At 45.0% G+C, this 12,711-nt stretch carries 11 protein-coding genes; 10 read left to right on the top strand and 1 reads right to left on the bottom strand.

All coding sequences use genetic code 11. The features are described 5' to 3' along the window. The first annotated feature begins 93 nt into the window (after positions 1-93). From rplA to H8704_RS07190, 4 genes are all read left to right on the top strand, one after another. Positions 94-786, top strand: a complete 693-nt coding sequence (gene rplA / locus H8704_RS07205; protein ID WP_022464969.1) for a 50S ribosomal protein L1 — start codon at positions 94-96, stop codon at positions 784-786. Positions 787-1,004: 218 nt separating this feature from the next. Next, positions 1,005-1,586, top strand: a complete 582-nt coding sequence (locus tag H8704_RS07200; protein WP_118677293.1) for a hypothetical protein — start codon at positions 1,005-1,007, stop codon at positions 1,584-1,586. Positions 1,587-1,658: 72 nt separating this feature from the next. Continuing rightward, entirely contained in the window at positions 1,659-2,966 is a 1,308-nt protein-coding gene (locus H8704_RS07195; protein WP_249297820.1) for an MATE family efflux transporter, read from the top strand. A gap of 1 nt (position 2,967) precedes the next feature. Next, the gene (locus H8704_RS07190) at positions 2,968-3,579 is read left to right on the top strand and encodes a hypothetical protein (RefSeq protein ID WP_249297819.1); all 612 of its coding nucleotides are present in this window, start codon (positions 2,968-2,970) and stop codon (positions 3,577-3,579) included. Here H8704_RS07190 and H8704_RS07185 read toward each other — a convergent pair. Then, positions 3,572-4,702 (bottom strand): glycoside hydrolase family 10 protein, encoded by a 1,131-nt coding sequence (locus H8704_RS07185; RefSeq protein ID WP_249297818.1) that lies wholly within the window; start codon positions 4,700-4,702, stop codon positions 3,572-3,574. The genes H8704_RS07190 and H8704_RS07185 overlap by 8 nt on opposite strands. Before the next feature lie 296 nt (positions 4,703-4,998). Here H8704_RS07185 and H8704_RS07180 point away from each other — a divergent pair, with 296 nt between their 5' ends. The 6 genes from H8704_RS07180 (at position 4,999) to H8704_RS07155 (ending at position 12,496) form a co-directional block, all read left to right on the top strand. Continuing rightward, the gene (locus H8704_RS07180) at positions 4,999-5,697 is read left to right on the top strand and encodes an ABC transporter ATP-binding protein (RefSeq protein ID WP_249297817.1); all 699 of its coding nucleotides are present in this window, start codon (positions 4,999-5,001) and stop codon (positions 5,695-5,697) included. Continuing rightward, the gene (locus tag H8704_RS07175; RefSeq protein WP_249297816.1) at positions 5,697-8,018 is read left to right on the top strand and encodes an ABC transporter permease; all 2,322 of its coding nucleotides are present in this window, start codon (positions 5,697-5,699) and stop codon (positions 8,016-8,018) included. The genes H8704_RS07180 and H8704_RS07175 overlap by 1 nt, the downstream gene beginning before the upstream one ends. Positions 8,019-8,172: 154 nt before the next feature. Then, a complete protein-coding gene (locus H8704_RS07170; RefSeq protein WP_249297815.1) occupies positions 8,173-9,135 on the top strand; it encodes an AAA family ATPase in 963 nt (320 codons plus the stop codon). Beyond that, positions 9,086-10,243: a DUF58 domain-containing protein gene (locus H8704_RS07165; protein ID WP_249297814.1), complete on the top strand. Its 1,158-nt coding sequence runs from the start codon at positions 9,086-9,088 to the stop codon at positions 10,241-10,243. Before H8704_RS07170 ends, H8704_RS07165 begins: the two co-directional genes overlap by 50 nt. Positions 10,244-10,246: 3 nt before the next feature. Further along, entirely contained in the window at positions 10,247-11,341 is a 1,095-nt protein-coding gene (locus H8704_RS07160) for a hypothetical protein (RefSeq protein ID WP_249297813.1), read from the top strand. A 63-nt stretch (positions 11,342-11,404) separates the two neighbouring features. Next, positions 11,405-12,496, top strand: a complete 1,092-nt coding sequence (locus H8704_RS07155; RefSeq protein ID WP_249297812.1) for an AI-2E family transporter — start codon at positions 11,405-11,407, stop codon at positions 12,494-12,496. Positions 12,497-12,711 lie beyond the last annotated feature (215 nt).

Below are 12,711 nucleotides of genomic sequence, written 5' to 3'. Positions count from 1 at the left end.
ATAAAAAGACTTGTTATGAGATTGGACGTCGTGGGAGGCTGGCAGAACGCTGCCATTAAGACACGCCGTTACTACCACTAGGAGGTTAATAATATGAAAAAGGGAAAAAAATATGTAGAAGCTGCTAAGCTTGTAGATAAGATGACACAGTATGAAGTTGAGGATGCTGTAAGTCTTATTAAGAAGACAGCAGTTGCAAAGTTTGATGAGACAATCGAAGCTCATATCCGTCTTGGCGTTGATGGACGTCATGCTGATCAGCAGGTTCGTGGTGCAGTTGTACTGCCACACGGAACAGGTAAGACTGTTCGTGTACTTGTATTTGCAAAGGGTGCAAAGCTTGATGAGGCACAGGCTGCAGGTGCTGATTTCGTTGGTGGAGAGGAACTGATTCCTAAGATCCAGAACGAAGGATGGTTCGATTTTGATGTTGTAGTAGCTACACCGGATATGATGGGTGTTGTAGGTCGTCTGGGTCGTGTTCTCGGACCTCGTGGTTTAATGCCAAACCCTAAGGCTGGTACTGTTACAATGGATGTTACAAAGGCTATCGAGGATATCAAGGCCGGTAAGGTTGAGTATCGTCTGGATAAGGCTAATATCATCCACGTTGCTGTAGGAAAGGCTTCCTTCTCAGAGGAGCAGCTTGCAGATAACGTAAATGCAATTATGGATGCAATCCGTAAGGCAAAGCCTGCATCTGCAAAGGGACAGTATTTCAGAAGTGTTACACTGGCAAGCACAATGGGTCCTGGTGTAAAACTGAATACAGCAAAATATGCATAATAAACATTTGAATTTTTTGTGACAGTTGTCACGGAATGAAATGTTTCCCAAATAGAAAGTGACTGTTGGTTAACGGGTAAGTGGTTTTCCGACAGTCACTTTTTTATTTCTGTCCCATTGTTTTTACTCAAGAAATCCTGCAATGCTACCGATACAATAAATAGTGATATGGACAAATGTGCTTGGAAAAGCCTGATGATATATGAGAGGTGATAATTATGGATACAGTATCCTATTCAATAAACCACAACGTAAATTATTATATGCGAAACGCATACCGGGGCAATACAAATGCCATCACGGATGATTACCGTGGCTCCCAGCCGAAGGCAAAGATTATTTCTGCAGATGCCAGGGCGGTAAAGCGGATGGCAGAGAAGCTCAATTCTCTGGAGTATGACAGTGATCACGGTCTGGAGGTGCTGCAAAATGCCAAGGCTTTTGTAAAGACATACAATAATCTGATAGAATCCACGGAGGATAATCAGGATAGCCGGCTTACTTCATTAAAAAAGAAAATGACCAAAATGATCAAAAATAATAAGGATGATCTGGCATCCATTGGCATCGAGTTAAAGGGAAACGGCAGTCTGACCCTGGATGAGGACAAATTCGGCGAAGCACGTCCGGCAAAGATTGAGGAGATTCTTTCCTCTAAGGGCAATATATCTGTTTCTCTGCGTTCCATTGCCAATAAGATTTTCCGGCAGTCAGGAAAGATGGCTGTCTATACTTCTTCTGCAGAAAAAACAGCACAGGATGCAGAGCAGAGTGGAAAAACCGTTGACTTATCTCTGTGACATCGTTAAAATCTAATTATAAAAACGAAGGGGAAAATGATGCTTATAAGAAAAGCATTATGAAACGATAGAATGTCGCAGAGCCTTGGAAAGGAATATATAAAGTTTGTCTCGCAGAATATATTGGGAATGCTGGGGATATCCATATATATTCTGGCGGATACCTTTTATATATCGAAAGCAGCAGGTGCCGATGGAATTACGGTGTTAAATCTCTGTCTGCCATTATATAATCTGATCTATGCCATTGGTTCTATGGTAGGTGTTGGCTCTGCTACACGTTTTACAATTTTAAAGGCACAGGGGGATTCGGTATGTCACCGCTTTTTCTCCAATGCTATTTTTTCTGTTTTATTTCTGAGTATTCCATTTATGCTGGCCGGGGCATTTTTTCCGGACCGGATTCTGAAAATAATGGGTGGTGATTCTGCAATCGCAGCCCTTGGGATTCCCTATGCAAGGATTTTTCTGATATTTGCACCATGTTTTATGATCAATTTTATAATGAATGCCTTTGTAAGAAATGATGGGGCACCATCTCTGGCTATGACGGCGACACTGGCCGGAAGTATTTTTAATATTATTTTTGACTATATCTTTATGTTTCCGTTGGGGATGGGGATGGCAGGTGCTGCATTGGCGACAGCAGTGTCTCCTGTTGTCAGTTCCTGTGTCTGTGGCACGCATTTTTTACGAAAAGATAACCAGATCCGCTTTTTGTGGCAGCGGCCTTCGCCGAAGCGTCTATTGCAGGCTTGTCAGCTCGGTACCTCTGCCTTTATCGGAGAATTTTCATCAGGAGTTACCACCACGATGTTTAATTTTTTAATCCTGGGCATTGCCGGAAATGTGGGAGTGGCAGCCTATGGAGTTATTGCCAATCTGGCATTGGTGGCAATGTCCATGTTCAACGGTGTGGCACAGGGCTCCCAGCCGTTGATCAGCAGATACTATGGGCAGGGGGATGAATCATCGGCACGAAAGATCCTGCGTTATGGAATCTGGACAGCTCTTGGCATTGCGGCGGTCATCATAGTGATCACCAGAGTACAGACCAATACGTTAATTGCTATGTTTAACAGTGAGGGCTCGGAGAGTTTACGGAGCCTTGCATTTGATGGAGTCAGACTTTATTTTCCGGGATTTCTTTTTGCGGGAATAAATATAGTTGCTACCGGTTATCTGAGTGCCTCTGATTGCGGACTGCAGGCATTGGCGGCATCAGTTTCAAGAGGAGTGGTTGCTATCATTCTTTGTGCCTTTACCATGAGCAGGATCTGGGGGATGAAAGGTATCTGGAGTTCTTTCATGACAGCAGAGCTGCTGACAGGCATTATGGTAGTGATCATGCTTGCACAGTTGGGCAAAAGGAGGAAATGATTTGAGATTACAGTTTGACGAGGAAGCTGCGTATATGGAGCAGTATTTGCGGGAGTACATCAAAGAACATCATATGCAGCAGAGTGCTGTGGCACTGGAGGCGGCCATTCGGTTTCATCACGGACAGAAACGTACCGAGGGCAGGCCCTATATTATTCATCCTATGATGCTTGCAATGCACGGGATCGCTCTGGGAGTGGCAAAGGATGACGATGATCTTCTGGCTGTGATGCTCCTTCATGATGTCTGTGAGGATTGTCCGGTATCTCCGGAGGAGCTTACTGTCAATGAGAAAGTGCGCCAGGGCGTGCGTTGTATCACCAAAACCCGCAGAGAGGGCGAGTCAAAAGAAGAAATGATGCAGCGTTATATGGAGAATATACTGAGAAGTAAAGAAGCCTGCATTGCGAAGATCTTTGACCGCTGCCACAATGTATCTTCGATGGCAGGAGTTTTTTCGGAAAAACGCATGCAGGCATATATCGTCGAAACGAAAAAATATATTTATCCATTGATACAATACGTCAAGGACACATATCCGGAATATGATTCCGCGATATTTGCTTTAGAATATCAGATTACAAGTATTATCAATGGGCTTGAGATCATCTGATATAATCTCTGTAATTACTCATTTCCTTTGCAGCGCGGCTGCGGTACATGTAACTGGAACTAAACAGTACAAAACCGTCACAGCCCGCTGCTTTTTCTTTTTTGATCTGTGTAACAAGATTGTTGTTTTTGCGGCGCCATCCCAGATCGGAAGAACTGTATGTACCGGCGCGGTAGGTTGCCAGACCAATGTACATCGGCGTATTGTTTTTGTTTAATTTGATCCATTTCTTGAGACGTTTCGTATATAAAGGAGTAACATTGCCTCCCAGACGGTACTGGTCACTCCAGTAGATCTGCGGCACGATATAATCGATGTATCCGTCTCTGCTGAGCCAGGTGGACAGATCACAGCCAAGGCTTTCGGCATATTCAATATTTCCGGCCGGACTGATACCAAAGAGTATATCAGGGTCCTGTGCCTTCACCGTCTGGTAAATGGTACGAACCATCCTGTTAATCACACGTTTCCTTTTGGCGGTAGATACGCTGTTATATTGTGCCCCTCTTCCGTGGGCAGGATAAAAATAATCATCAAAATGAATGCCGTCTACATCATAATTCCGGACGATCTCTGTGACAATGCGCTGAATCCGCTTGAGAGAAGCGTCTGCTCCCGGATTGTAGCTGACGCCCATTTTCCGGCGGTAAGGATTCAGCCAGGCGTGGAAGGTCATATCCTGTTTATGGGCGGTTTTTATGAGAATGTCTAATGGATCATAATCCGGAGCGGCTTCAAACATATATGAGCTCCATTTCAGGTACTTGCTTGGGTAGATCGCATCATTACACGGAACAACATGAAAATAAATCGTATTGATTCCGTCTTTTTTCAGTTTTTTGAAGTACTTTTCGGCATTTGCCTGAAAGGCGGAACGAGACTTATTATATAAACCGGCAGATTTATAATCTCCGAATGAGATCCACACGGCTTGTACATTTGTGATTAGGGCAGAGCCTGATGTAACAGAGGCCTTTTTGACAGACTGGGTCTGGGCGTTTGCGGTACTGCTTTCCCCGGAGGAATCGGAGAATATGGCAGAATCCCAGATCATACAGACCAGTAAAAGAACGGATAATCCCAAGATCATAATTGACTTTTTTCGAAATTCGCGTTGTGTCATCGGTAAAACTCCTTTTGTGCTGTGCTTATTTTACATATTGAATAAAAATCCTACTCCCTATATTAACACAGATATATGTTAATGTTGTGTTAAAAATTCAAAAAAATTTTGTTTTCGGATTTCTGATGAAAATAATTATCAATAATAAGGTTTGTATTTCAATAAAGGGATGATATAATAAGAAAGTGGTTAGCAAAGACTAACCTCATTGCGGACCTGCGAAGAAGAAAAGTTATGTTCTTTACGGCAACCGCAAAAAGCATATGGAACAATCAAAGGAAAGAATGGAGAAAATTATGTTTCTTGAAATTAGTGATCTAAAGAAAAGCTTTGGTGAGGGAGACAGCAAAGTGCAGGTTCTGAAGGGGATCGATCTCAGCGTAGATAAGGGAGAGATCTGTGTACTGCTGGGTCCATCCGGTTCCGGTAAATCTACATTGCTCAATATTATTGGCGGCATTGATTCACCGGATTCCGGTTATGTGTCCATCGACGGGGAGAAGATGGTGGATATGACGGAAAAACGTCTGACCAGGTACCGCAGAGAGCATTTGGGCTATGTATTCCAGATGTACAATCTGATCCCGAATCTCAATATTAAGGAGAATATCGAGGTGGGTGCATATTTATCCGATAATCCACTGAATATTGATGATCTGTTACATACTCTGGGATTATATGAGCATCGTCATAAGCTTCCGAATCAGCTTTCCGGCGGCCAGCAGCAGAGAACATCGATTGGCCGTGCTCTTGTGAAGAATCCGGATATTCTTCTTTGCGACGAGCCTACCGGTGCTTTGGATTATTCTACATCCAAGGAAATTCTGAAGCTGATCGGAGATGTCAATCAGAAATATGGAAATACCGTGATCATGGTAACTCATAATGATGCGATCAAGGAAATGGCGGACACCGTTGTAAAGCTTCGTGATGGAAAGATCCGAAAGGCGTACCGCAACGAAAATAAGATATCGGCAGAGGAGTTAGATTGGTAATGAAAAATCCATTAAATAAACGACTGTTGCGGGAATTACGGACAGAGTTTGGAAAGTATGCCGTGATCTTTCTGTTTATGGTAATGACCATCGGACTGGAATCCGGAGATTTCGTTGCCAGTGACAGTATGATCGCTACCTGCAACCAGCGTTATGAAAAATATCATGTAGAAAACGGCCATTTTCATCTGAAACAGAAGATGAAGGATGAAGCGGTTAATAAAATTGAAAAAGAAGATGTAACGGTTTATCCGGACTTTTATGTGGAGCGGAGTTATAAAGGAAAGGATAAGAAGGAAAAGACTCTCCGGATCTATGAAAGCAGGGATGAGATCAATCAGCTCTGTATTATGGATGGAAGTCTTCCTGAAAAGGACAATGAAATTGTCATCGACAGAATGTTTGCCGATAACAACAAGACAAAAACAGGCGATATTCTTTCCATTGATGGGAAGGATTATACCGTATCCGGTCTGGTTTCTTTTTCCGATTATACTACGATGTTTCAGAATAATTCCGATATGATGTTTGATTCTGTGAATTTCGGAGTGGCAATGGGAACAAAAAGTGAATTTGAGTCACTCTCCGACCGTAATCTCACATATAATTACGCCTGGACCTACAATGCCGGTGATCCGGCCGATGATATGGAAGAGAAAAAGTGGTCCGATGATCTGCTGGAAACGGTAGTGGATGCTGCCGGAGAAGGCGGCGGGGCAACGGCTCTCGGCTCTATGCTGGGAGTGTTGAACATGGACAACGGAATTGATGATTACGTTCCTCGTTATACCAATCAGGCAATGAATTTTGCGGGGGATGATCTGGGAAGTGACCGCGGTTCCATGCTGGCGTTTCTCTATATCCTGATCGCAGTGCTTGCATTTATCTTTGGTGTGACCATCAGCCATACCATTACCAAGGAGGCAACAGTGATCGGAACCCTAAGGGCTTCCGGTTATACCAGGGGCGAGCTGTTCCGTCATTATATTTCCATGCCGATCATTGTGACGCTTTTGGCGGCTCTGGTGGGAAATATACTGGGATATACTTATATGAAAGGTGTGATTGCGGATCTCTATTACTCCAGTTATAGTCTTCCAAAATATGAGACCCTCTGGAACCAGCAGGCATTTGTGTTGACTACGCTTGTTCCGATTCTGTTAATGCTCCTGGTAACGGGGGCTACATTGATCCGCAAGCTGAAGCTGTCTCCATTACAGTTTATCCGCAGGGATCTGACAAAGAGCAAGAGAAAGAAAGCAGTAAAGCTGCCACATTTCAAGTTCTTTAACCGTTTCCGTCTGCGTATCATCCTGCAGAATATATCCAGCTATCTGACGCTGATCTTTGGAGTTTTTGTGGCATCCACAATCTTGTTATTTGGTATGATGTTTGTACCGCTTTTAAATAACGTATCCAATATTTCCAGAGAGCATATGGCAGCAAAGTATCAGTATATGCTCAAGGGCGATGCCCGGACCTCCAACAGGGATGCGGAAAAGTTTGCCGTCTGCACCATGAAGACATATTTTGATGGTTATAATCAGGAAGAGGCAACAGTATATGGCATTTTTGATGATAGCCGCTATATTAAGGATAAACTGCCGGAGAAGGGGGCAGTCATTTCCAGTGGTATGGCAGAAAAATATAAGCTGAAGGAGGGGGATGACTTTCTATTAAAAGAGGAGTATGAGGATCAGCTGATCAAGCTGCAGGTCAGAGGTATTCTGGACAGCCCGACAACCATAGGTGTTTACATGAGTCACGGCTATTACGAGGATGTTTTTGATGTGGATAAAGATTATTACAGCGCTTATTTCTCCAACTCCAAGATTACGGATATCAGTGATAACAAAATAATCAACTGTATTACAGAAAAAGACATGACGAAGATGGCAGAACAGCTTAAGGTATCCATGGGGGATATGTTTACGATCGTGGAGGCTTTTGCAGTGGTTATGTTCATATTGGTAGTGTATCTGTTGACCAAGATCATTCTGGAACGAAACTCTACCTCCATATCTATGGTAAAGATTCTGGGATATGAGGATCGGGAGATCGGACAGCTTTATCTGGTTGCTACGTCCTGGGTTGTTCTTTTGGCAGTCCTTATCAGCTTTGTGCTGGTAACGGAGCTGATCCGGCAGATCTTTGTGGCGTTTATGAAGGGATACAGTGGATGGATTCCATTTGGCATTTCTAAGGAAACATATGCACAGTGCTTTATTCTGGCGATCGTTTCCTATCTGGTGGTAGCGGCTATGCAGATGCACCGGATCAAGAAGGTGCCGATGGATGAGGCGTTAAAAAATGTAGAATAGACAGTAGAATACAGGTTTATCAGATATCAGGGGACAGATCGCTAAAAAGCGGTTTGCCCCCTGATGTGCTATGTGATAAGATGAAGAAAAGTAATTGCAAATGTCTGAGGCTGAGACAGTCGGGCGGACTTTATAAAAAGAAAGGGTGATGAATATGGATATGCAGGTGGAAACGGCAGAGCTTGCCAAAAAAGTAATGGCAATACAAAATAATATATCAAAAGTGATCGTTGGAAAGGAAGCGGTGTTTCAGAAGCTGATGGCAGCTTTTCTGGCGGGAGGTAATGTACTTCTGGAGGATATGCCCGGAACGGGAAAGACCAAGCTTGCGAAAGCACTTGCAGCTTCGCTGGATGCAGCGTTTGGCAGAATTCAGTTTACACCGGACCTGCTGCCTTCGGATGTGACCGGTTTAAATATTTTCCGGCAGGACAAGGGGGCGTTTGAATTTACACCGGGACCTGTTTTTTGCAATATTCTTCTGGCCGATGAGATCAACCGTGCAACTCCCAGAACCCAGTCCAGTCTGCTGGAGTGTATGGAGGAGAAGCAGGTGACGGTGGATGGCGTGACGCGATCCATGGAACGGCCGTTTTTTCTGATCGCCACCCAGAATCCGGTGGAGACGACGGGGACATATCCTTTGCCGGAGGCGCAGATCGATCGTTTTGCTATGCAGCTTTCTATGGGGTATCCGACGATGCAGGAGGAGCTGATGATCATTGACCGGTATCAGACGGAGGATCCGTTAGAGGAGTTAAAACCGGTCTGTTCCTGTGAGGAGATTCTGCAGATGCAGCAGTTATGCCGTCAGGTCTATGTCAGTGACGGGGTACGGAAGTATCTGGTACAGATCGTTCAGGCGACCAGAGAACATTCTGCCCTGATGATGGGAGTAAATCCCCGAGGAACCCTTTCGTATCTTCATTGTGTACAGGCGTATGCGGCGATAAAGGGCAGAGAATATGTGACGCCGGATGATGTAAAAGAGCTGTGTATTCCAGTATTGGGACACCGTATTGTATCTTATCGCACGGGACAGGGTGGTACGGCACAGGAAATTTTGCATGGGATTTTGGATACTGTTCCGGCACCCACAGAAGAATGGACGAGGTGAGAATGTGATTTTAATCATTGCAGTGATCATGGCTGTGCTGGTGTTATATGGAGAAAACAAGTATTTTCAGGAGCATTGGAAGAAGGGGCTGTCGGTAAGTCTGCATTTCTGCCAGAAGGGGGTCAATGCCGGTGAGCGTTGTCTTTTGGAGGAAACCATCTGCAACGAAAAGAGAATGCCGCTTCCTTCTCTTCAGGTGAAATTTAAAACCTCTGCCGCCTTTTTGTTTGAGCAGGATGGAAATGCCTCGGTAACAGACTATTATTACCGTACAGATCTTTTTGCGGCGGGAGGCCGGAGACGGATTACCCGGACGTTGGAGTTTATTCCTTCCCGGCGTGGTTTTTATGAACTGGATTCCTTTGATGTACTGGCAAAGGATTTCTTATATACCACTACATGCTCTGAGCGGAGAGAAAATAAGACCTGTCTTTATGTATATCCCTATAAGCGGGATGTCAGCCGGTTTGATATATTGTACCGCAGGATGCAGGGGGAGCAGCTGGCGCGCAGAACGCTGGAGGAGGATCCCTTTGCGTTTCGCGGGATGAGAGAGTACCGCCCCACGGACAGCATGCGGCGGATCAATTGGAAAAGTACGGCCAAAAGCGGAAAGCTTCTTGTAAATATGTATGAATCAAGCTATGACCAGGAAATCTGTATTTTGCTGGATGGAAGGTGCCGTAACGAAGGACATAAAAGAGAAATGCAGGAAATGGCGATCTCACTGGCATCTTCCGTGGCAGCAGATCTGCTTCAAAAAGGCATTCCGGTGTCTCTGTGCAGCAATATGACAGATGTCCTTACCGGGAAGCAGATCGACTGTCCCGCAGGGAATACCAGACAGCATCTGAATCTGGTGGATCGTCAGCTTGCCCTGGCAGACGCTGAAAATCTCCTGGGAAGTCTGGAAGCTCTTTGGAAGAAACTGGAAGAACATGGAAGCAGCAGGAAATGCTATCTGATCATTACTCCGGAAGAAACGCAGGAGTTGTATTGCCTGGCAGAAGAAAAGAAAACACAGGGAGAAGCGGTTTATGGAATCGTTCTTTGCCGAGAAGGAGAAGCAGGACAGCCAAAGGACGGCTTTATGTACTGGGAGGTGTAGCTGGTGAAACGGGGAGTGGAAATCAAAAGTAAGCCGCAGATCTGGCTGGAAATATCAATCGATCTGCTTCATATTGCGGCATGGATTGGAATATATTATTTTTTTAAAACATTACTGCCTGCCGGAAGAGCGGTTACTTGTGCAGGGATTCTGGTAGGCGCGTGCATTGTTCTGGAATGCTTGCTGCGGGCCATGGGACGTCTTTTTTTGAATATTTACCGGATTCCATGGCTTGTATTTGCGGAAGCAGTCCTATTATTTTTTTATGGAGGCTTACACGAGGAGATGCTCCTGCGCCTCTATGGGATCATACTTGCGGGAATCTGTATTGCCGGTCATTTCTGGTGTATGTCCCTTCAGGGGATGATAGAATATCTGGAGCAGAACGGGGAACTGAAAAACGTGCCGGAGGATAGTATCTTTCGCGGGAATATGCAGGTCGTCAGTGTTATTGTGCTGGTGGTATCGGTTGTGTTTTTGGGGATAGTGCTGGTGCGTCAGGATATATCCTTTTCTTTCGTGGGAGACTTTTTCAAAATGCTGATCGCTTATATTACCGGAGCGGTTCACTGGCTCCTGCGTCTGCTGAAGCGATTTTCCGGAAAGGAAATGCTGCCACCGGAGGAGACACCTATGCCGATGGCAACCCGTATCCCGGAGGTGATCAATGATGATCATAGTCAGGGGCTTGGCGTGATCCTGCTTCTGACGGTGATCGGTGCAGTGGTTATTTATGTTTTTGTGAGAATGATACTGACCTCTCAGGGACCATCGGATCTGCCTCAGGGACAACGGCCTGTCTTTCACAAGAGGGGCATAAAAGAGGATGTGGTGGAGAAGCTGGATGCGGAGGAAAGGAACTTTTTGTTCTTTCGAAATCACCGGGAGCGGGTACGCTATCTCTTTAAAAAGCAGGTAAAGGGTTATTACAAACAGAATGTGCCGGCGTCTCATACGGCAGGAGAACTGTACCGGGGTATGCAGCAGGAGACAGGAGAAAAAGAGCTGGCACGGCGCAAGGCTGTTTACGAAAAGGCACGATACAGCCGGCGTCCCATCACCAGACAGGATGTCAAAAAAATGAAAAAGAATGAGTAAGAAAATAGAAATCGGGCATAGTAAACATAACGTAGAAATGTGTGAGAAAGGCGGGAAGACGTTATGAAGGAAATGCCATCATATGGTTTGAAAGTGCGGCATCCGCTGCTGTACCGCTTTGGCGTGCTGACGGGGATTACCATATGTGTATATCTGGTATTTCGTTATCTGCTTCATCTGTTTCTTCCCTTTATACTGGCATACCTGCTCATGAGAATGCTGTTTCCGGTGATCTGGTTTTTGCGTCACCATTGCCATTTCCCGAAATGGCTTGCGTATGGCGGAACGTTGACTGTGTTTTTTGGAGCCGTTTTTGGAACAGTACTTGCGGTGATATGGCAGCTTCTCCGGCAGATCAGGCTTTTTGGACAGAATTTCCCTGTATACCGGCGGGAGTTTATGGCGCTGTATGTTCATCATACCGGCAGGCTTTGTGGCTGTCTGGACACCTGGCTTGGTCTTCCGGCGGGAAAAAGCCGGTCCTGTATTTCGTCATGGTGTGACCGGCTTCTTGTGGAAAGCGGCTCCCGTTTGTCGGAGCAGGCAGGGAATATTGTATCGGGCTGTTTTTCCGGGACAGCGAGATTGCTTACGGTGGTGTTGATCATTGTTGTGAGTATGATCGCATTGTGCGGTGATATGCAGGCGGTTCATCGGATTTATCGCAAAAGTGTCTTTTATCCGGCAGTGCATCGTGTGGCAGTGACATTAAAAAAGTCCGGCCTTGCCTTTGTGAAGTCCCAGGGGATCATTCTTGTGGTGATATGGGTCATTTGCAGCGTTTCCCTTGCATTGATCCGTAATCCATACAGTATTCTGATCGGATGTGGCATTGCGGTATTTGATACCTTTCCTGTGCTGGGCAGTGGGATGATCCTGGTGCCATGGGCAGTCTATGCAGCATTTGGACAAAATTATTATGCTGCAGTCATATTATTCATTGCTTTTTTGTTATGTGTGATTGCCAGAGATCTTCTGGAGGCGCACTTGATGGGAAATCATATGGGACTGCTGCCGTTTTTTATGACAGCGGCTCTTTATGTGGGTGTCTGTCTGTTTGGTGTCTGGGGAATTCTGATGGGTCCCTTCGGTGTGATATTGATCCGATCTGTTTATGAACAATTTTTAGAAAAAAATAACGAGCCGCCGGAATAAGCAGCCCGTTAAAGGAGAAGGTATGAAAAAAATTTTAAGCACTGCCAAATGTTTAACCATTTGACATTTTCAATTATAGAAATGATTTATGAACATGCAATGATGAAGTTGTAAAAAAAATGTAAACAAATCACTTCTAAAATGTAAATTTCCGCGAGATCAGCTGTATCACGATGTTGGCGGGGGTTGTGAAAGCGGATTTCATCCGGTTATGG

The organism is Jutongia huaianensis, assembly GCF_014384985.1.
Lineage (GTDB): Bacteria > Bacillota > Clostridia > Lachnospirales > Lachnospiraceae > Jutongia > Jutongia huaianensis.
Note: the sequence above shows the minus strand (reverse complement) of the source record. Positions and strands in the feature narration are given on the sequence as shown.